15 protein-coding genes and 1 tRNA gene are annotated in these 19,706 nt (G+C 70.9%); 3 read left to right on the top strand and 13 right to left on the bottom strand.

Going from position 1 to position 19,706, the window contains the following annotated elements:
• The 6 genes from Dsi01nite_RS54405 to Dsi01nite_RS54380 form a co-directional block, all read right to left on the bottom strand.
• The coding region (locus Dsi01nite_RS54405; protein WP_203854404.1) for an alpha/beta fold hydrolase at nucleotides 1-271 on the bottom strand (271 nt) is incomplete at its 3' end.
• Between the two features lie 17 nt (nucleotides 272-288).
• Nucleotides 289-1,119: an alpha/beta fold hydrolase gene (locus tag Dsi01nite_RS54400; RefSeq protein WP_203854403.1), complete on the bottom strand. Its 831-nt coding sequence runs from the start codon at nucleotides 1,117-1,119 to the stop codon at nucleotides 289-291.
• Nucleotides 1,120-1,311: 192 nt separating this feature from the next.
• Nucleotides 1,312-4,056: an ATP-binding protein gene (locus Dsi01nite_RS54395; RefSeq protein WP_203854402.1), complete on the bottom strand. Its 2,745-nt coding sequence runs from the start codon at nucleotides 4,054-4,056 to the stop codon at nucleotides 1,312-1,314.
• Nucleotides 4,053-6,599: a helix-turn-helix transcriptional regulator gene (locus Dsi01nite_RS54390; RefSeq protein ID WP_203854401.1), complete on the bottom strand. Its 2,547-nt coding sequence runs from the start codon at nucleotides 6,597-6,599 to the stop codon at nucleotides 4,053-4,055. The genes Dsi01nite_RS54395 and Dsi01nite_RS54390 overlap by 4 nt, the downstream gene beginning before the upstream one ends.
• An 853-nt stretch (nucleotides 6,600-7,452) precedes the next feature.
• Nucleotides 7,453-7,884 carry a DUF3592 domain-containing protein gene (locus Dsi01nite_RS54385; RefSeq protein ID WP_203854400.1) on the bottom strand — a complete coding sequence of 144 codons (432 nt, stop codon included), beginning with the start codon at nucleotides 7,882-7,884 and terminating at the stop codon, nucleotides 7,453-7,455.
• A gap of 244 nt (nucleotides 7,885-8,128) precedes the next feature.
• Nucleotides 8,129-8,201 (bottom strand) — tRNA-Thr (locus tag Dsi01nite_RS54380).
• A 213-nt stretch (nucleotides 8,202-8,414) separates the two neighbouring features.
• On the opposite strand from Dsi01nite_RS54380, the gene Dsi01nite_RS54375 reads away from it, so the two are divergent.
• Nucleotides 8,415-9,506: an ABC transporter ATP-binding protein gene (locus tag Dsi01nite_RS54375; RefSeq protein WP_203854399.1), complete on the top strand. Its 1,092-nt coding sequence runs from the start codon at nucleotides 8,415-8,417 to the stop codon at nucleotides 9,504-9,506.
• 66 nt (nucleotides 9,507-9,572) lie between these two features.
• Here the strand turns inward: Dsi01nite_RS54375 and Dsi01nite_RS54370 are convergent, their stop codons facing one another.
• Together Dsi01nite_RS54370 and Dsi01nite_RS54365 are read right to left on the bottom strand one after the other, a co-directional pair.
• Nucleotides 9,573-12,380, bottom strand: coding sequence for an Hsp70 family protein (locus Dsi01nite_RS54370; protein WP_203854398.1), 2,808 nt, complete (start codon nucleotides 12,378-12,380; stop codon nucleotides 9,573-9,575).
• Nucleotides 12,381-12,467: 87 nt separating this feature from the next.
• Nucleotides 12,468-13,016 (bottom strand): TetR/AcrR family transcriptional regulator, encoded by a 549-nt coding sequence (locus Dsi01nite_RS54365; RefSeq protein WP_203854397.1) that lies wholly within the window; start codon nucleotides 13,014-13,016, stop codon nucleotides 12,468-12,470.
• Between the two features lie 85 nt (nucleotides 13,017-13,101).
• Between Dsi01nite_RS54365 and Dsi01nite_RS54360 the strand changes: the two genes are divergently transcribed.
• Nucleotides 13,102-13,986, top strand: a complete 885-nt coding sequence (locus tag Dsi01nite_RS54360; protein WP_203854396.1) for an SDR family oxidoreductase — start codon at nucleotides 13,102-13,104, stop codon at nucleotides 13,984-13,986.
• On the opposite strand, the gene Dsi01nite_RS54355 is transcribed toward Dsi01nite_RS54360, so the two are convergent.
• The 5 genes from Dsi01nite_RS54355 to cysS form a co-directional block, all read right to left on the bottom strand.
• Nucleotides 13,968-14,573, bottom strand: coding sequence for a HEAT repeat domain-containing protein (locus Dsi01nite_RS54355; RefSeq protein ID WP_203854395.1), 606 nt, complete (start codon nucleotides 14,571-14,573; stop codon nucleotides 13,968-13,970). The two genes, Dsi01nite_RS54360 and Dsi01nite_RS54355, sit on opposite strands and share 19 nt — an antisense overlap.
• Nucleotides 14,574-14,621: 48 nt before the next feature.
• Nucleotides 14,622-15,407, bottom strand: a complete 786-nt coding sequence (locus Dsi01nite_RS54350) for a hypothetical protein (RefSeq protein ID WP_203854394.1) — start codon at nucleotides 15,405-15,407, stop codon at nucleotides 14,622-14,624.
• Complete coding sequence (locus Dsi01nite_RS54345) at nucleotides 15,404-16,384, bottom strand: hypothetical protein (RefSeq protein ID WP_203854393.1); 981 nt, start codon at nucleotides 16,382-16,384, stop codon at nucleotides 15,404-15,406. Before Dsi01nite_RS54345 ends, Dsi01nite_RS54350 begins: the two co-directional genes overlap by 4 nt.
• A 115-nt stretch (nucleotides 16,385-16,499) precedes the next feature.
• The gene (gene rlmB, locus Dsi01nite_RS54340; RefSeq protein WP_203854392.1) at nucleotides 16,500-17,597 is read right to left on the bottom strand and encodes a 23S rRNA (guanosine(2251)-2'-O)-methyltransferase RlmB; all 1,098 of its coding nucleotides are present in this window, start codon (nucleotides 17,595-17,597) and stop codon (nucleotides 16,500-16,502) included.
• Nucleotides 17,598-17,603: 6 nt separating this feature from the next.
• The gene (cysS, locus tag Dsi01nite_RS54335; RefSeq protein WP_203854391.1) at nucleotides 17,604-19,010 is read right to left on the bottom strand and encodes a cysteine--tRNA ligase; all 1,407 of its coding nucleotides are present in this window, start codon (nucleotides 19,008-19,010) and stop codon (nucleotides 17,604-17,606) included.
• 56 nt (nucleotides 19,011-19,066) lie between these two features.
• On the opposite strand from cysS, the gene Dsi01nite_RS54330 reads away from it, so the two are divergent.
• On the top strand, nucleotides 19,067-19,699 hold the full coding sequence (locus Dsi01nite_RS54330; RefSeq protein ID WP_203854390.1) for an IclR family transcriptional regulator: 633 nt from the start codon (nucleotides 19,067-19,069) through the stop codon (nucleotides 19,697-19,699).
• Nucleotides 19,700-19,706: the final 7 nt, after the last annotated feature.

The raw sequence follows: 19,706 nt of genomic DNA, 5'->3' as shown, positions 1-19,706 counted from the left end.
GGGTGACGTCGCGCAGGTCGAGGTGCTCGATCAGCGCGGCGAGGTCGTCGGCGTAGGTGTCCATCTCGTTGCCGGTCCACATCTGGGTGGAGCGGCCGTGCCCGCGCCGGTCGTGCGCGATGGCCCGGAAACCGTTGCTGGCGAGGAACAGCTGCTGCGCCTCCCAGCTGTCGGAGTTCAACGGCCATCCGTGGGCGAGCACGACCGGGCGACCCGAACCCCAGTCCTTGTAGAAGATGTCGGCGCCGTCTGAGGTGGTGACGTAAGGCATGGTGGTGTCCTTCCGGGTCAGCTGCGGGTGGTCCGCGCGGCGAGCGCGATCAGGTCGGCGGTGATCGCGGGCTGCGACATCATGGCGACGTGCGAGGCGTTGGCCTCCACGACGCGGGATCCGGCCCGCTGCGCCATGAACCGCTGCGCGGCCGCGGGAATGAGGTTGTCGTCGCGGGCGACCAGGTACCAGGACCGGATCTGCTTCCACGCCGGCACCCCCGACGCCTGCCGCAGGGTGTGCACGTCACCGGGCCGCTGCGTCGCCGCCATGACCGCGGTGGTGGAGCGGGGCAGGTCACCGGCGAAGATGTCCCGGAACACGTCGGCCTTGACGTAGCCGTCGGCGCTGTACTTACCGTCCGCCAGCGGATAAGGCCGGATGTCCAATTGAGGCTCGCCGAGCTTGGTGCCGGGGAACTTCGTCTGCAGCCCGAGCACCGTTTCGCCGGTGTCCGGCGCGAACGCGGCGACGTACACCAGCGCCTTGACGTCGGCGTTGGCGATGGTCGCGGCGTTGGTGATGACGACGCCGCCGTAGGAGTGTCCAACGAGGACGACCGGGCCGGTGATGCTCGCCAGAATGCTGGCCAGATACGCGGAGTCGGACTCGACGCCGCGCAACGGGTTCGCCGGGGCCAGGACCGGATAGCCGTCGCGGATCAGCCGGCGGACGACGTCGTTCCAGCCGGACGCGTCGGCGAACGCGCCGTGCACCAGCACGACGGTCGGCTTCGGGCCGGGGTACGTGTGCGCGCCGGCGGGTTCAGCGGCGGCCGCGGTAACGACGCCGGCGGCGACGATCGCAGCCGATCCGGTCAGGACCGTGCGGCGGGAGACAGGTGACATAAGGGTGCGGGTTCCTTTCAGGGAACGTTGGCAGAAGCCGGGCAGGCGGCATCGGCCCACGGGCTGGTGGGCTTGATGGCCTTTGGTGTCGGCCGTGCGTTCGCTTGCGGCCTGAGGGAACGCTACGGCGGCGGCGTCGACGCGTCCTGCGTCAAATGACTGCACCTGGTACGCAAGAGCGCGCCCGGTGGGTCAGGTGGTTGGATCTGCGTCCAGGAGGGCGGCGAGCTGGTTGCGGGAGGTGATCCGCAGCTTCGGGAAGATCCGGTACAGGTGGGATCCGACCGTCCGCGGCGACATGAACAGCTGCTCGCCGATCTCGCGGTTGGACAGGCCGGCCGCGGCGAGGCTCGCGATCTGCAGCTCCTGGGCGGTGAGGACCTGCCGGGGCGTGACATCGCTCGGGGCGGCGTGTCCTCCGGCGGCGCGCAGCTGATGCTGCACCCGCTCGACCCACGGCATGGCGCCCATGCGCGACAGCCCGGCGAGGGCCATCTGCAGCTGCGGCACGGCGTCGCTGTCTCGGCGCTGGCGGCGCAGCCACGTGCCGTACGCCAGCCGAAGCTGTGCCAGCACCCACGGCCAGGCCGCCGCTTCGCCGTTGAGCGCGTGCTGGTAGCGCTCCTCCGCCTGGTCGTCGTCGGCGAGAACGGCTCGGGCGTAGCTGTCCACGACCCGGAAGTCGATCGGCGGGGTCGTGCCGAGCTGCTTGCGGATGCCGTCGATCAGCTGCCGTGCCAGCGGGCCGCGGCCGGTGGGCAGGGCGGCGTCGGCGAGGAACATCACGCCGGGGAACGCGCTGCGCGCGTCGTGCAGCGGGTCGTGCGGGTCGAAGACCCGCTGCAGGGCGTCGAACCCGTCCTCGTAAGCACCGGCGGCGACCAGTGCGGTGCCGCGGATGACCTGGATGCGGGGCAGGAAGCTGGTGGTGCCGTGGCGGATCGCGTCCACCTCGATCTGGTTCAGCGTCTCGTCGAGACCGTCGTGTTCACCGGCCAGCGCGGCCAGGCGGGCCTCGTTGAGCCGGGCCGAGTTGCGCCAGGTCGGCTGGCCTGTCTCCGCGGCGAGGCGACCGCCTTCGGCCAGCGCGGTGCGGGCACGGTCCCAGTGCCCGATCAACCAGTCGGTCTGGATGCCAGTGAGCAGCAGGTGCGGCAGCAGCCCGAGCCTGCCCTGGGCGCGCAGGAGGCGCTCTGCCTGGTCGGCGAAGGCCCGTCCCAGCAGTGCGTCACCGACGACGACGGCGCCCATGGCGTACATGCGCAGGGCGTTGGCGTCGGTGCTGTCGCGGTGCAGTGCCCGCCGGCATTCGGCGAGGATGCGGGCGGTGTGGCTCACCTGGTCGATGCCGGACAGGACGAAGACCAGGCGGTGTTCGGCGCCGGCGACGGGCAGCGCCTGCGCGGTGGCGGCGAGCAGCCGCCGGGTCTGCTCGTCTGGACTCGTCCAGTAGCAGCGGGACGCGAGCGACATGAGCACATTCCAGGCCAGGTCGTGGTCGCCTTCCTGCCACGCGACCTCGACGTCCCGGTGCAGATCCAGGATGCGGCCGACGTCATCGGTGCCGCTGCCGGTGAAGATCTCGGACAGCCACGAGGCACGGATCCGGTCGAGCGTGCCGAGGGGTACGGCGGACGCCGCGGCGAGCAGCCGGTCGACCACCCGGCGGTCGCCGTGCTCGTATGCCCAGGTGGCGGCGATCAGCAGCCGGTGTCCGCGGACGCCGGGCTGCGCAGTGAGGCGGGCGGCCTGCTCCATCAGCCAGATCGCGGTGCTTGTCTCGGCCCGCTGGCGGCCTGCCTCCGCGGCTTCGGCCAGATCGGTGGCGAGGGTGTCGTCGGTGCCGTCCGCCGCCAACGCCCGGTGGCCCAGGGCTCGGCGTGGGTTTGCGGGTTCGAGGGCGGTTGCCAGGGCGCGGTGTGCGGCCTGGACGCGTTCGGCGTCCTCGGACTCGATGACGGCGGCCCGCACGAGAGGATGACGGAACGCGACCTCTGTGGTGGTCACGGTGATCAGGCCTGCGGCGGCGCCTGGACCGAGCGCACCGGCCGCGACATGCCGGCCGGTGAACACCTGCGTCGCCGCCAGGATGTGCGGCAGCGATGCGTGCTCGTCCAGCGCGGCGACCAGCAGGATGTCCCGGCTCGTGGTGGGTAGGCGGCGATAGCTGCCGGCGAAGCTCGACCGGATGTGGTCGCCGACGGGCAGGCCTGCGGTGGCCTGCGAGGCCGCCGGCATCGCGCGGTCCCAGGTTCGTGGTAGCTGCGTCAGCGCGAGCGGATTTCCGCGCGCCGCGTGCAGGATTCTGCTGCGGGTGAAGGGATCCAGATGGGAGGCGACGGTGTCGAGCAGGGCGTTGGCGGCATCGGCCGGCAGTGGCGGCACGGTGATGGTCGTGGTGGCGTCGACCGCGTCGTCGGGGTCGTGCACGGGCCTGGTCGCCATGATCAGCAGGACGGGGTCCGCGGCGAGCCGCCGTCCGAGGAAGGCGACCACGGCACGGGACTGGGTGTCCAGCCAGTGCGCGTCGTCGATGATGAGGGTGATCGGCCGGTCTTCGGGCGCGTCGGTGATGACGGCCAGCGCCGCCATGCCGACGAGGAACGGTTCGGGCATGCCGCCGAGGTCGTCACCGCTGATGGCCGCCATCAGCGCCGCGCGCTGGGCGGCGGGCAGGTCGGTCGACTCGATCAGCGGTGCGGGCAGCATCCGCCGCAGGCTGACGAACGGCACGACGTCGCCCTCGGTGCCGCCGGCGGTCAGCACCAGGTGCCCGCGGCGGCGGGCGATCTCCGCGGCCGCCTGCAGCAGCGCGGACTTGCCGACGCCGGCATCGCCGCGCAACAGCAGCGAACCACCGCCATGGTGCACGTCGGCAAGCAGGCCGTCCACGGTGTCCAGTTCACGGTCGCGGCCGAAGAGGGCGCCTGCGGTCATGTCAGCTCCTGCAGCCGGGCGGGCAACTGGTGACGTGAGGTGACGGCCAGTTTCGGGAACGCCCGGGCGAGGTGCGAACCGACGGTTCGCGGCGACAGGGCCAGGCGCGCACCGATCTCCCGGTTGGACAGGCCGGTCGCGGCGAGCTGGACCACCGCGAGCTCCTGCGGCGACAGCAGCCCGCTCAGCGGCCGCCCGTCCGGTTGGGCGATGCCGGCGGCGCGCAGCTCCTGGGCGGTGCGCTCGGACCAGTACCCGGCACGCAACGTCGCGAAGACCGCCGCGGCGCGGTGCAACTGCTCCCGAGCCTCGGCCACCCGCTGCTCGCGCCGCAACCACGATCCGTAGCCCAGCCGGGCCCGTGCCTGCAGCCACGGCAGGCGCCCGGCCCGATCGAGCAGCGCGATCCAGGTCCGCTCGACGTCCGGCGGCGGCTGCAGCAGGATCCGCAGGTAGTCCAGATGAGCGTCGCCCTCACTCGAAGGGTTGGCGTGCAGCGCCTCCTGCACGGCCGCCAGCACGGCCGGCCGTTCGGGTCGCGGGTCACCGCGGCCTGCCGCTTCGGCGTACAGCGTCGCCACGACCGCGAGGTCGACCGTGTACGCGCGAACGCCGGGCCTGGTGAGCATCGGTTCCAATTCGACACACGCCTCGGCGAAACGCCCTTCGCCCATGAGCGCCGTGGCACGGGCGGCCGCCACCCGCAGCCGCACCGGCCACACCGGTCGGTCACCGAGCGCACGTTCCGCCGCCTCGGCGCGACTCCGGGCGGCACCGGCCTCGCCACGTGCGGCATGCAACATCGCGGTGGTGGCCCGCACATGAGCCAGCCATGCCGTCTGATCCGTGCGTTCGGCTGCCACGCCCGCACGCCGCAGCTGCTCCTCGGCCGAGTCCCATCGACCGAGGAGGAACTGGACGTCGGCGAGGGCAGCCGCTGCTGGCAGGAGAGCTCCGAACCGGTGCTGCCCGCTCAGCGACGGCACCACGATGCTCAGCAGCTCGGCGGCAGACTCGAGGCGGCCCAGCCGTCGCATCGCCAGACCGACATGCCATCGGGCGCTGTCATCGGCGAGGCCGCTCACCTGCGCTCCGCCACCACCGGCGCGTGCCGGGTCGGCGGTCGCGCAGACGAGCAGCCAGCGCGGGTCCCGCTGGTGGTCTTCGAGCTCGTCCAGCGACGCCAGGAACCGCCGGCGCGGCACCTCGTCGACGTCGGACCACGTGACCGTCGCGGCGAACCCGGCCAGCAGGTCCAACGCCAGGGACGGGTTGCCGGCGGCCCGGCAGGTGTCGGCGACCGCGCACACGGCCTCCACGGACGGCACATGTCCCCAGGCGGACTCGCCGATGCGGCGCAGCAGGATGTCCTGGCGGGCCGCGTCGATCGGGTTGATCCGCTCCGGTAACGCACCGAGCAGGGCAGCGACAACCTCGAACCGGCCGAGGTCCGCCGCGACCTCAGCTCCGTCGACCAGTCCGCGGCCGGCCCGCTCACCGCGCTGCCCCGCACGCACCGACATCAGGGCGCGTCGCAACGCCCGGACGCCCGACGCCACCGGCAGGTCGCCAGGGTCGCCGAAGTCGTTCAGGCCTTCGACGCTCGGCCGCAGTTGGTCGGCGGCAGCGGTCTGGAGCAGCGCGGCGGCCAGCAGCGGATCGGTCAGCCGTACACCGTCGGAACCGTCCGTCAACCAGCCCGCAGCCACCAGCGTGCCGATCGACGACGACCCGATCAGGTGCCGCGCCGCGGTGGCCAGCCGCGCCGGCTGCCACGGTTGACCACCGGCGACCAGCAGCAGGATTCCAGCGGCACCGGCGGGCAGCGATCTGGTTTCCTCGAGCAGCGACCGTGCCAGCCGCGTGGTCAGCGGTGCGTGCGGCACCAGCAGATCCGCTCCCGGTTCGGTCCGGTCCGCCCAGGCCTCCGGCAGCTCGGCCAGTGCGAGCGGCCGGCCGGCCGCCTCGTCGAGAATGCGGTCGGCCAGCCACGGGTTCAACCCAGGGGCGCGCATCTGCAGCAGGCGACGCGCCGCAGGCGCCGGGAGCCCGGGCAGCGTCCAGGTCGGCAGGCCCGGCCACGCGGTGGCTCCAGCAGGATGGCCGCCCAGCACCACTGCCAGACCGGCCACCGGCGCGCGCCCGAGTGCCCCCGCCATCGCCTCGCTGGTCTGCGGATCCAGCCGGTGCGCACCGTCCACGACGATCAACGCCGGCCCGTCCGCCGCGATCACCCCGAGCAACGACGCCGTCGCCGCCAGAACGCCCGAATCCACGGCGCCGCCGACCGCGGTGGACAAGACCTCGATCGCCGGACGAGCGGCAACCAGGCGCCGGCACGCGTGCAGCATCTGGTGCAGACCCGCGAACGGCACATCACGCTCGGCATGTGACGCACTGATGGTGATCAGCCGGTCTTTGCGGCGACGGGCTCGGGCCGCGACGCTCGCCAGCACCGTCGACATCCCGACGCCCGGCCTTCCCTGCAGGTAGAGGCCGGCCGACACCGGATCACGCAGGTACGCCACGACTGCCCTGAGCACCCCGGCTCGCACGGCAACCGGCGGGTCCTGATCCGCCTGCCGTGCCGTTGCCATCGGTTCCGATCTCGTGAAGCTCGAACCTGTGCCCGAAGCACGGCCAGTATCACCGAAGTTGCCCACGCCCACCAGCCGCTTTGCGCCACGTGGCGGGGTCGGTGCAGACCGTAGGCCTGAACGGCGTCCGCTCAAGCGCTCCTGCAGTGAGCGCCGCTTCCGCCAGTTGACTGCATCTGTCGCACGCGCCGCACATCTCCGGTTGCCATCGCGTCCATGGGTCGCGTTCACGGAGGTGGTGCCGGAGCCTCGAACCTGGTGCGGGGCTTCTCGCCGTCCAGAGAAGGACGCGGGCTCAGTCGCGCCGCCACGCGTACGGCTTCGGTTCCTTGCACGTGTACACGATGCCGTCGAGAACGAACTGCTTCCCCAACCGGTTCGTCGCGCACCCAGCGTCCGGTGTGCTGCGGCCCATGTCCTTCCCGGGCGGGTTACGGTGGTCGCGGCAGTCTCCGATTCGAGTGCATGACCGGTGCCACGGATCGAGCTGAAACAGAAGTACCAGTTCAGAGCGGGTCTACAGAGAGCCGACGGCGGGACTTGAACCCGCAACCTTCCGATTACAAGTGCGCGAGACGCATTGAGAACAGCTGCCTTCCGGCCCGGTTCGATGCGCTTCTGTGCTGGTCAACGCCGCCTAGGGTCATGTCCTATCGCACCTCGTGACCTCTAGCAGCGTTGCCTACGTGAGCAACCGGTGAGCATGTCCGGTCCACAGTGGACGGAACGTCGAGCGCAACGCTGCCGCCACAGCGGGCGTGCCGGGACGGACCTGGCGCCTGTAACGCGGCAGGGCAAGTTACCGGTCGTCTTTGCGCGGCCGCAGCCGCCATACCGCGACGAGACAGATGGCGATCACCATCGGCGCCACGATCATGAACGGCCACCGCGACGGATACGTCGTCTCCCGCAACAAGAAGCTGCTGCATGGGTTGGAGGCGGAGTGGTGCACCATCGCACCTCCGCCAACGTGGATCTCGCGCGGCGGCGGGTTGGAGCCGGAATCGACGCGGGACTCGCAGGCCTGACCCGCCACCGTCACAAAGTGAACGTCATACACCCGCCGGCCGGGATCATTCCTGGCGATGGCAACGACCTCAGCATCGACCGTTTCCCCACGGGCATCATCAACCACACGCCAGCCAGCCAGCCCCCAGCCGCCGGTCAACGCGACCGCGATGATCAGTGCGACAGCGCGATTCGTCCGACGACTCGCACTACTGCGCATCATGAGAGTTTAGACCGAAGTCGATAGCCTCGGACGCAGCTCGCGCGCACGGCGACAACCACGGTTGCGCCTGAACTGGTGCGTGCCAGTTGCGCTACTCCGGTCCACCGCCCGAAAGTCGAACGGAATCCGCCGCGTGAGCAATCGGTGAGCAAGTCGGCGCGGTCGGATGGATTCGGCCGCGCCGACTCGATACGCCTGTGACTGTTCGTGCAGCTCAGATGGCATGAGCCGGGACGAACGAGAGAGCCGACGGCGGGACTTGAACCCGCAACCTTCCGATTACAAGTCGGGTGCGCTACCAATTGCGCCACGTCGGCCAACAGGACGATCCTACCGGGCCGGGCACACGCTCCGCCTCCGACATACCTCGGGGCCAAGTCGGGGCGAATCTGACCAAAAACGCGTACTGACCTTGGCAGACGGGCTGGGCCCGCCTACTGTTACCCCAACTCCGGGCGGCACCGCCGCTGCCCAGAGCTTCTACTCGGATCGTCCGGCACGTTCCTGCCGGTGGAAGGTGGCACCCTGTCATGGCTACGGTGACGTACTCCAAAGCCTCCCGGATCTACCCGGGCACCCCGCGCCCCGCGGTGGACCAGCTGAACCTCGAGATCGGTGACGGCGAGTTCCTCGTCCTCGTCGGGCCGTCCGGTTGTGGCAAGTCGACCTCGCTGCGCATGCTCGCCGGCCTGGAAGATGTCGACGCCGGCGACATTCTGATCAACGACCGCAACGTCACGCACCTGCCGCCGAAGGCTCGGGACATCGCGATGGTGTTCCAGAACTACGCGCTGTACCCGCACATGACGGTGTACGAGAACATGGCGTTCGCGCTCAAGCTTCGCAAGACGCCGAAGCACGAGATCGACCGGCGCGTGAAGGAAGCCGCGGCGATGCTGCAGCTGGAGGACTACCTCGGCCGGAAGCCGAAGGCGCTCTCCGGTGGTCAGCGGCAGCGTGTCGCCATGGGTCGCGCCATCGTGCGCGAGCCGCAGGTCTTCCTCATGGATGAGCCGCTGTCGAACCTCGACGCGAAGCTGCGTGTGCAGACCCGTTCGCAGATCGCGACGCTCCAGGCCAAGCTTGGCATCACCACCGTGTACGTCACGCACGACCAGGTCGAGGCCATGACCATGGGTCACCGGGTCGCCGTGCTGCTCGACGGTGTGCTGCAGCAGGTGGACAGCCCCCGCGCGCTGTACGACCGTCCGGCCAACGTCTTCGTCGCCGGCTTCATGGGCTCGCCCGCCATGAACATCAAGACCGTTCCGCTGAGCGACAAGGGTGGCCGCTTCGGCGACGTCACGCTGCCGCTGACCCGGGAGCAGCTGACCGCGGCGCAGGCCGACGGCGGCGGCAACCGGGTGACCGTCGGGTTCCGGCCCGAGGACACGGACCTGGTCGGCCCGAACGACGGTGGCATCCCGATCACCGTCGACCTGGTCGAGGAGCTCGGCTCGGACGCGTACGTGCACGGCACCGTCGCCCTCGAGGGCCAGGACGAGCGGTTCGTGGTTCGTGCCGACCCGCGCCGCACGCCGCGCCTCACCGAGATCGTGTACGTCCGCCCGCACGTGAACACGCACCACGCGTTCAACGCCGCGACGGGCCTGCGGATCTGATAAGCAAATAAGCAAGTAAGCAAAGGGCCCGGCGGACAACCGCCGGGCCCTTTCGCGTGAACACCATCAGGAAGCGGCGAACCGCCACACCTGGAACTTGCCCTCACTCGCACACAGGATCACCGACGAGTTCCACGAACACGTCAACCCGATCGTCTTCGTCAACGGCCCCAACGCGATCCGCTCCCCCGACGACGAGGAAACCCCGACCAGCGTGAGGTTGTACGCCGACGTCGCGCTCTGCGTACCCGTGAAGAACATCAGGCTCCCGGCCGTGACCCGGACCCCGTAAGAGCCCTTGTCGTCGTTCTTCAGCAGCTGTTTCCCGTCGTACGACAGCAGCACGCTCGCCGGAGTGTCCCAGTCCGTCGCCAGGACCTGCCGCCCTGCGGGCACCAGCACGGTGCTGCCCGGAGCCGGCGTGTTCCAGACCGCTTTCTTGTCGGCGATGGAGATCGCCCGGACCGTGTTGTCCTTGCCGTCGGAGCTGCTGCCGTCGATGAGACACAACCGCCCGTCGGCACACGGCGACCAGTCGATGAGCCGCACCTTGTCGTTGGCGAAGCTGTAGATCTGGCTGGGTTCGCCGGTGCTGCCGAGGTTGTACGCATTGACGGTGTACTTGGTGCTGCCGCCCGCCACGAACAGTTTGTCGTCGTGCGCGAGGTACTTGGCGCCGTATTCGCCGACGTTGTTCCAGCTGCGGATCTCTTCGCCCTTGGTGGCGTTGATGAGCCGGATCTTGTCGTCGCCGTCGATGCTGATGAGGTCGTCGCGGGCCTGCATGTCGCGGTTGGTGGCGACGCCGTTGTAGCTGCCGGGGCCACGCAGGTCGGCGCTGTTGGACTGGCCGTAGATGACCGAGCCCTTGGCGTTGTCCGGTCGGGTCCACGCGTTCTTGCCGGTCCAGGTGATCGCCTCGGTCTTCTTGCCTTCGTACCGGTGGATCGCCAGCACCGGACCGAGCGCGTACAGCACGTCGTACGTGTCGAACGTCCCCTGCCAGACCGTCTTGCCGTTCTTCCAGTCCAGGATGAACACGCTGCCGAGTTCCGAACCGGTGCCGGTGACGACGATGCCGGTCTGGTACGCCGCGACGCTCCACTTGCTGTAGTCGCGATCAATCGTGATCTTGGGCCACGAGACCTTCATGCCACCCAGGTCGATGGCCTGGACGAAGTACTGCTTGTCGACCTTCCAACCGATGACGGCGCGGTCGTTGACGGTGGCGGAGTGGATGGCGTCGAGCTTCGTCGGGTCGCCCATCTCGAACGCCTTCTCGGCCTTGAGCGTGGCGAAGTCGACGGTGGTGCTCCGGTCGCGGAAGAACCAGAAGTACCCACCGGCCACCAACGCGAGCACGACGACCGCGGCAATCCCGGCGATCAACAGCCCGCGCCGAGACCGACCGCGAGCCGGCGGCCCCCCAAAGCCCGGCGCCCCTGAACCTGAACCTGAACCTGGGCCTGGACCTGGACCTGGACCTGGACCTGGCGGGACCGAACCCGGAGCGGCCTGGAACGGCGCGGTCGGCGGTGCGCCGTTGTACTGCCCGGGCGGGATCACCTGCGACGCCGACATCGGATACCCGGAAGGCGCCCCACCCGAGGTAGGAGCCCCGAACCCACCGGACGTCGGCGCGGCACCGAACCCGGGTGACACCGGTGCGGCAGCGGGCCCGTTGCCGAACGAGCCCGCCGGAGACCCGGTCGGCGCGCCGTGGAAGCCGGTCGGGGCGGCGCCGTACCCGGTGGCCGAGGTCATCTCGGCGCCACCGAACCCCGCCGTCGGCGCGGGCGGTGCCAGTTCGGCCAGCGCGCCTTCGGCGACCGGGAGTTCGGGCTGCTCCAGTACCGTCGGCGGGATCCCCAACTCGGCGTGCAGCTGTCGCGACGCGAGCGGCAGCCGGGACGACCCGCCGACCAGGAACAGCCCGGCGAGCTGATCGCCCCGCAACCCGGCGCTCGCAATGACGGAGCCGGTCTCCCACACCGCGCGGTGGACCAGCGGCCCGATGACCCGGTCCAGCTCCTCGCGGGTCAGGTGGATCGCCTGGTCCGAGCCCGGCACGGTGATCGGCGCGACCGTGGTCCGCGACAGCATCTCCTTCGCCCCGCGGACGTCGTCCCAGAACAGCCGGCGGTCCCGCCGTTGCGTGGTCGTCGCCGGGTTGCGCAGCGCGTCCCAGATCGCCGGGTTGATGCTGGAGATCAGCTGGCCCAGGTGCTCGACGAGGGCCGCGTCGATGTCCAGCCCGCCGAGGTCCTCCACACCCCCGGAGCCGATGACCGTGAACCGCCCGTTGTCGTTGCGGACCACGGCGATGTCGAGCGTCCCACCCCCGAAGTCGAACACCGCGAGGGCGGAGCCCACGGGGACCGGGCGGCGCAGTACATCAGCGAAATAGCGGGCGGCGGCAACCGGTTCGGGAACCAGCATCACCGGCGGCCAGCCCGCGCGCCGGGCCGCGGTGGCGAGCACGTCCCGCCGGTGGGTCCCCCACGCCGCCGGATACGTGAGCACCGCGGTGGGCAGGAACCCGACCGCCTCGACGGCGGCCCGGGCCACTGCGGCGAGGATCGCGGCGAGCAGGTCGACGGTCGCGATCTCTCGGTCGCCGAGCAGCACGGTCGGCTCGTCGATGCGGCGTTTCGGGTTGGGCTCGAAGCGCGAGGGGTCGAGCCCGGCGAGCCGGGCCGCGTCGCGACCGACGTGCAGCCGCCCGTGCTCGTCGACGAAGACCCCGGACGGCATGATCGGCGCACCGTCGACGAGCAGCGGTCGGGTCCGCCCGTCGGGCCAGCGCACCACGGCCACCGTGTTCGACGTGCCGAGGTCGACACCGATCGCGAAGCCCTGCTGAGGCTCAGTCACCGGCCCATCCTAGGTGCGCCGCCAAATGATCCGTTCAGGCCGACGAACGGGAGGCGCCGAGCAGTTTTCGCCGCAGAGCGACGTCGATCACTGCAGCGCTCTGAGGCCTTCGAGGGTCGCGCGGATGCAGGCGGGGAAGTCGGGCTGGTCGTCGATCCACCGCTCGAACGCCACCTTGAACACCGTCACCCCCACCTCCGCGGCAAGCGTGGCCGCCGGCTCCGGCACGCCCCGGTCGCGCAGCGCCGACGCCGCCGCCGCGCCGAGGACGGCGAGTTTGAGCAGCTCACGCTCCTGCAGGCTGGGGTTGGCGGCGATCGCCGCGGCCCGCTGCCGGGCGAAGTCGCGCCGCTCCTGCATCATCTCCGCCGCGCGTTCCATGGCCGTGCCGACCATCTCGATCGCCGTTTGCGCGGCTGACGTTGCGATGGCCGTGACCACCGTCTCCTGCAGCGTGCCGGCGCCGTCGAACAGGACCTCCCGCTTGTCCGCGAAGTGCCGGAAGAACGTGCGCTCGGTGACCCCGGCCCGCTGGGCGATGTCCGCGACGGTGGTCTGCTCGTAGCCGCGTTCGGTGTACAGCTCCAGCGCCGCCACCATCAGGCGCCCCTTCGCGTCCGGCTCCCAGCGTCCCATGTCCCCGAGTCTAGTGATGGCAGCTTCTGACATCACGCGCTATGGTTCCTGATGTCAGCCACTGACATAGCAAACGGAGTGCATCATGCGCGTTTTCGTCACCGGAGCGTCGGGCTGGATCGGCTCGGCCGTCCTCCCCGAGCTCATCGCCGCCGGCCACGACGTCCTCGGCCTGGCCCGCTCGGACGCCTCGGCCGCCGCCGTCACCGCCGCCGGCGCCGAGGTCCACCGCGGCAGCCTGGACGACCTGGACAGCCTCCGCACCGGCGCCGCGGCCGCCGACGCGGTCATCCACCTGGCGTTCAAGCACGATTTCACCGACTATGCCGGGGCCGGGCGTACCGAACGCGCCGCGGTCACGGCCATCGGCGACACCCTGGCCGGCTCCGGCCGACCGTTCCTGTTCGCGTCCGGCGTCGCGCTCCTCACCCCCGGCCGCGTCGCCACCGAACACGACCCGAACCCGATGCGCGGCCCCGAGGCCCCCCGCGGCGGCGCCGAGAACCTCGCCTTCGAGTACACCGATCGCGACGTCCGCACCGTGAGCCTGCGCTTCGCCCCCACCGTCCACGGCCCCGGCGACCACGGCTTCGTCGCCGAGCTCGTGCGCATCGCGAAGGAGCACGGCGTGTCGGCCTATGCCGGCGACGGCACCAACCGGTGGCCGGCAGTGCACCGTTCCGACGCTGCGGCGTTGGTACGGCTAGCGCTCGAAGCCTCGCCCGGCTCCATCGTGCACGCGGTGGCCGAGGAGGGCGTGCCGGCCCTCGACATCGCCACGGCCATCGGGCAGGGTCTCGGGCTGCCGGTCACTTCCGCTACTCCTGACCACTTCGGCTGGCTCGGCCCGTTCTTCGCCGCCGACATCCCGGCCTCGAGCGCCCTCACCCAGAAGCAGCTGGGCTGGACCCCGACCCACCCCACCCTCCTGGAGGACCTGGCAGCGGGCCATTACTTCACGGCGCGGTAGGCCTCGCGCAGGAAGTGCGCGGCAAGGTCTCGTATCCACGGATCCGGGTCCTGCAGCACACCGCTCATCGCAGCCTGCGCCCGCGGGTCGTCGCGCAGGCTGCCCAACGCCCCGAGCGCGTCGCTACGCACCTTCACGTCAGGATCGCGCAGGGCGGCCCCCAGGAGCTGGATGTCGGCGGGCGTGCCGACATACCCCAGCGCCCACAACCCAGCCCGGCGCAGGTCGGTGTGCCGCCCGGCGGCGAACGACACCGCCGTCGCGCGGCACCCGACCGGGTCCTCATCCATCAAACCGGCAAGCGTCGCCGACAACCCGTTCCAGTCGGCCCGCATCGGCCGCGCGATAGCCCGCAACAGCAGCGGGAATGCGCGCGGTCCGAGGATTCCCGCGAGGATCTCCCCGAGCACCTCGACCCCGAAGTAGTCCTCGCCGTCGAGCGCCCGCTCCAACCCGGCCTGCACCCGCGGCACCAGCGTGCGATCCCCGCTCCCGGCAAGCCGGTGCACCGCGCCGCGGTCGAACGGGATGCTGAAGTCGTCGAAGCCGGCCAGCACCTCGGACAGTGCGGCATGTGTGTCGAACACACCCGGACGGTACCGGCCCGCAGACCCGACGGCGCGCTCTCCAGTAGGTCAGCCGGGTCGGGTGATCAGGGACGCGATGAGGGTTGCGAGCCGGGCGGCCGGCACGTCGAGGTCGGTCAGGCGCCGGCTGCGGCGGGCCAGTTCGTGCAGGTGTGCTGCGGCGTCGCGGCGTGAGGCGCGCAACGGCGGCTCCGACAGCCGCCAGCCGCCGATCTCGTCGGCGGGATGGGTGGCGACGATCTCCAGAAGCCGGTAGATGTCCTCGACGTCCCGGGCCTGCTGCCGTGAGCCGTACGCGAGGGCCTTGATGACGAGCGCGAGTTCGACCGTGGGCACCGGCACCGTGAACTCCAGCGTGGCACCGTCGAGCATCCGCGCTCTCGCGTCGATCACGATCGGGTCGGCGGCCAGGGCGGGGGCGAGCCCGGGAGCCGCGTCGAACGCCCGGCCGCCGTGTTCCTGCGGCCGGAAGCGCCCGTCGAGTGAGGGGATGAGCAGGTCGACGGCGAGTTCCGGAACGGGTCCGCCCGCGACGGCGAGGTCGGGCACCGGTCGCGTGTAGCTGTTGCCGCTGGTCGCGGTGTACCCGTGGTCGAGGAGCCGCTGGTGGATGACGCCGGAGCCGGCGAGTTCGGTGGTGATGGCGGCGTCGGCGTCGCGGGTGCGGCGCACGGCGATCCCGGCGACGGGGAAGGCGGTCAGCAGCAGCGACGCCATCTGCCCGCCGATGATGCGCACGTTCTGGTCGGCGGTGATCGCGGTGATCTCCGCGAGCGACCGGACCGACAGCTCGTCGGCGTACGAGGTGGCCGCGAGCTCGACACGACGCGTCATGCCCATAGTGACTCCCGCAAGGCTCGCGCTCGAAGCTGATCGACGGCTTCGAAGACGTCCCCACCTGGTGACCGGCGCAGGTCCCACGCCGCGATCAGCGGGTCGGCGTACCGGCGTGGAGTTCCGCTCCTCGTCGCCGGCCACTCGCGGGACATGGTGAGGATCGTCGGATCCTTGGGGGTGCACAACTCGACCGTCGCCTCCGCGGATCGCACGGTCGCGAAACCGTGCTCCTCCAAGGCCGGCTGATCGACGACGTACGCAACGACACGGCTCGGCCGTCGCCATGGGGCGTACAGGTCGGCGGCGAGATCACCGGACACGGCCGGCCGAGCAACCTGCTCGATGCGTTCGAGCTGCGCCGCCAGGTCTCCGGTCGCCGCCCAGTACGTGGTCAGCCCCCGCGGCCCCGGATACTGCGACATGAACCGGTCCCAGCACCCCGCCCGGTCGACGACCTGCCAACCGTCCGGCGTCCGCGCCACCAGCTCCTCGGGCAGCGGCAGTTGCTTGCCGATCGCCACGTGCGACATCCCGAGCCGGCGCGCCAGCTCCGACTGCGACAACGGCTCGACAGGACTCAGCGCGAACAGCCGCAGCATCGCCAGCCGAGCCCAACTCGTGCGCCCCGGATGCGCAACCCCGGCCGGCCGCTGCGAGCCGGCCCGGTGCACCACACCCTGGAAGTGCACGACCGCATCGTCAACGGCCGCGTAGGCGACGCGGTGATCCCGCTCGGCGGCCCGATGCAGCGCACGCCCCGCCCGCGCGACCACAAAGAGCAACCCGTCCACATGCGGGCGCAGCGCCGCCACGGCCCGATCGATGGCCTGCGGGCTCGGCGAATGGCGCAGCAGCAGGACCTGCCGGCGCGACCACGCACCGTCGCCCGTGCCGATCTCAACCTCGGCGCTGCCCGTGACCCGCCGATCCAACCCGACATCCAGCAGCAGCTCGACGCCGTCGCCGCTCTCCACAGGACAACTGTAACCTACCTAGAAATTTCCCAGGTAGGTTACATCGATGCGGAAAAAACGCGCCGCCTGGTCCGTGGACCGGGCGGCGCGCCGTAAAGCAAACAGCAAGCAGGCGTCAGTGGGTGCGGCGGCGGTTGACCTCGGCCAGGGTCACCGCGGCGGCGACCGAAGCGTTCAGCGACTCGACCTCGGAGATCATCGGGATCCCCACCTTCAGGTCACACGTCTGCCCGACGAGCCGGGACAGCCCGCGCCCCTCCGAGCCGACCACCACGACCAGAGGACCGACCGCGGCCTCCAGGTCGTACAGCGAGGTCGCCCCGTCCGCGTCCAGGCCGACGACGATGAAGCCCTCGTCCTGGCAGGCCTTCAGCGACCGGGTCAGGTTCGTCACCTGCGACACCTTCACCCGGGCCGCCGCGCCGGCGCTGGTCCGCCACGCGGTGGCCGTGATGGCCGCCGAGCGGCGCTCCGTCAGGAACACGCCCTGCGCACCGAACGCGGCCGCCGAGCGGATGATCGCGCCGAGGTTGCGGGGATCGGTGATGCCGTCCAGTGCGATGAGCAGCGGCGCCGTGTGTTCCTTCGCCGCGGCGAGCAGGTCCGCGAACGGCTCGTACGCGTACGGCGGCACCTGCAGGCCCAGGCCCTGGTGCAGCACACCGCCCGTCATGCGGTCGAGCTCGGCGCGGGTGATCTCCAGGATGGCGATGCCGCGCTCGGCGGCGGTGCGCACGGACTCCTTGACGCGCTCGTCCATGTCGAGGCCGATCGCGACATACAGGGCGGTCGCCGGCACGTGCGTGCGCAAGGCCTCCACCACCGGGTTCCGGCCCACGAGCAGCTCGGGGCCGTCCTTCGGCTGGGTCGACTTGCGGCCGGGCGAGACCCGGGGCGTCGAGCGCGAACCCTGGGCCGCACCGGTCTTCTTGACGCTGAAGGGGCCCTTGCCGGCGGTGCGCTTCGTGCCCGGTTGGCCGATCTTCGGAGCCCGCCCCTGGACTGCGGCGGCGCGCAGCTCGTTGGCCTGCTTCCGCGCGGTCTTCTGGGGAAGCTCCTCGTCGCCGCTGTACCCCTTGTGCCAGGGGCGCTCGTCGGCGGGCAGGGTGCGACCGCGGCCCGCGAGGGACTGGCGGTTCTTGCCGCCGGTGCCCTTCGAGGCGCCCTTCTTCGACACGACCCGCTTGCCGCGGCGTTCAGAGTTGCCTGGCATGTGTTCTCAGCTCTCCAACGTCCATCGTGGACCGGCCGGTGTGTCCTCCACCGCGATACCGGCGTGTTTCAACTGGTCCCGCACCGCGTCGGCGGCGGCCCAGTCCTTGCGGCCGCGGGCCGCGGTGCGCTGCTCCAGGGCGAGCGCCACGAGCGAGTCGACCACCCGGGTGAGGTCTCCGGACTGCGTGGAGGCCCACTGCGCGTCCAGCGGGTCGAGGCCGAGGACGTCCAGCATCGCCCGGACGGTGCTCAACGCCGTGGATACCGCCGTCAGATCGCCGGCGGCAAGGAGACCGTTCGCGTCGCGTACCACATCATGAAGGACGGCAAGCGCACGCGAGGTGTTCAAGTCGTCGTCCATGGCCTCCGCGAACCCGTCCGGCACCTCGCCGATCACACCGGGCCCGACGAGCTCCACCGCGCGGGTCACGAAGTTCTCGAGGCGGCGGTACGCGGCCGCGGCCTCCTCCAGTGCCTCCTGCGAGTAGTCGATCACCGACCGGTAGTGCGGCGCGAGCAGGTAGTAGCGCACCTCGACGGGCCGCAGGCCGGCCTCGACCAGCGACTCCAGGTTGATGACGTTGCCGAGCGACTTCGCCATCTTCGAGCCACCGAGGTTCAACAGCGCGTGATGCACCCAGTACCGCGCGAACGGGTGCCCGGCCGCGTGCGACTGGGCGATCTCGTTTTCGTGGTGCGGGAACTTCAGGTCGAGGCCACCGCCGTGGATGTCGAACTCGGTGCCCAGGTAACGCCAGCACATGGCGGAGCACTCGATGTGCCAGCCCGGCCGGCCCGTCCCCCACGGCGACGGCCAGTTGGCGTCGGCCGGCTCCTCGGGCTTGGTGCCCTTCCACAACGCGAAGTCCCGCGGGTCCTTCTTCGCCCGCTCGGGCCCGTCCGTGGCCGGCTCCATGTCATCGGGCCGCTGCCCGGACAGCGACCCGTACTCCTCGTGCGAGCGCACGTCGAAATACACGTCACCACTGCCGTCCGGCGCCGGATACGCGTGCCCACGGTCGATGAGCAGCTGGATCAGCTCGTGCATCTCCGTGATGTGCCCCGTCGCCCGAGGCTCGTAGGTCGGCGGCAGCACGCCGAGCTTCAGGTACGTCGCCGACAGCAGCCGCTCGTTCGCATACGCGACGGCCCAGAACGGCTTGCCCTGCTCCGTGGCCTTGACGAGGACCTTGTCGTCGATGTCGGTGATGTTCCGGATGAAGTTGACGGTGTACCCGGAGCGCAGGAACCAGCGCCGCAGCACGTCATAATTCACCCCGGAGCGCAGGTGGCCGATGTGCGGCCCGCCCTGCACGGTGAGCCCACACAGGTAGATACCGACCTGCCCGGGCGTCATCGGGACGAAGTCCCGGACCGATCGGGTCGCGGTGTCATACAGGCGTAGGGTCACGGATGCAAGAGTAACGGTCGCACCGCTCCAAGCTCACATCCGCATAACCTGGTGCCGTGGCTACCGAGACCGCCCAAACCCTCGATCGGGGCCTGCGCCTGCTGCACGTGGTCGCAGAGACCCCTGGCGGCCTGACCATGACCGAGGCAGCTGCGCTGCTGGGCGTCGGCCGGGCGGTGGTGTACCGACTGGTCGCAACCCTGTCCGAGCACGGCATGGTCCGGCGCGACCGATCCGGCCGCCTCCGCCTGGGCGCGGGCGTGCTCCAACTGGCCCGCCGGGCGCAACCCCTGGTGGCCGACGCCGCCCTGCCGGCGCTGCGAAAGCTCGCGGAGACCGTGGGCGCCACGGCCCACCTGACGATCGCCGACGGCGGCGAGGCGTACGCCCTGGCGGTGGTCGAGCCGAGCTGGACGCAGTTCCACGTCGCGTACCGGACCGGCTCCCGCCACCCACTGGACATGGGCGCCGCGGGCAAGGCGATCCTGGCCGGCCGCCGCGGCGACTACGGCGTGGTGTCGACGATCGGCGAACTGCAGGCCGGCGCGTACGGGGTGGCCGCCGCGGTCGCGGGCGTCGAGGGGTTGGAGGCGAGCGTCGGAGTGGTCGCCCTGGCCGCCCTGGACCCGGCCTCCGTCCCGACCCACGTGACCGCCGCCGCGACCACAGTCGCCAAGGCGTTGAGTTGAGCGGATA

Source organism: Dactylosporangium siamense, from assembly GCF_016862795.1.
Lineage (GTDB): Bacteria > Actinomycetota > Actinomycetes > Mycobacteriales > Micromonosporaceae > Dactylosporangium > Dactylosporangium siamense.
Note: the sequence above shows the minus strand (reverse complement) of the source record. Positions and strands in the feature narration are given on the sequence as shown.

Bases quoted from the DNA above. Each gene is read 5' to 3' on its own strand.
- Dsi01nite_RS54400 (WP_203854403.1), bottom strand. From the start codon at position 1,119: ATGTCACCTGTCTCCCGCCGCACGGTCCTGACCGGATCGGCTGCGATC.
- Dsi01nite_RS54395 (WP_203854402.1), bottom strand. From the start codon at position 4,056: ATGACCGCAGGCGCCCTCTTCGGCCGCGACCGTGAACTGGACACCGTG.
- Dsi01nite_RS54385 (WP_203854400.1), bottom strand. From the start codon at position 7,884: ATGATGCGCAGTAGTGCGAGTCGTCGGACGAATCGCGCTGTCGCACTG.
- Dsi01nite_RS54375 (WP_203854399.1), top strand. From the start codon at position 8,415: ATGGCTACGGTGACGTACTCCAAAGCCTCCCGGATCTACCCGGGCACC.
- Dsi01nite_RS54365 (WP_203854397.1), bottom strand. From the start codon at position 13,016: ATGGGACGCTGGGAGCCGGACGCGAAGGGGCGCCTGATGGTGGCGGCG.
- Dsi01nite_RS54360 (WP_203854396.1), top strand. From the start codon at position 13,102: ATGCGCGTTTTCGTCACCGGAGCGTCGGGCTGGATCGGCTCGGCCGTC.
- Dsi01nite_RS54350 (WP_203854394.1), bottom strand. From the start codon at position 15,407: ATGACGCGTCGTGTCGAGCTCGCGGCCACCTCGTACGCCGACGAGCTG.
- rlmB (WP_203854392.1), bottom strand. From the start codon at position 17,597: ATGCCAGGCAACTCTGAACGCCGCGGCAAGCGGGTCGTGTCGAAGAAG.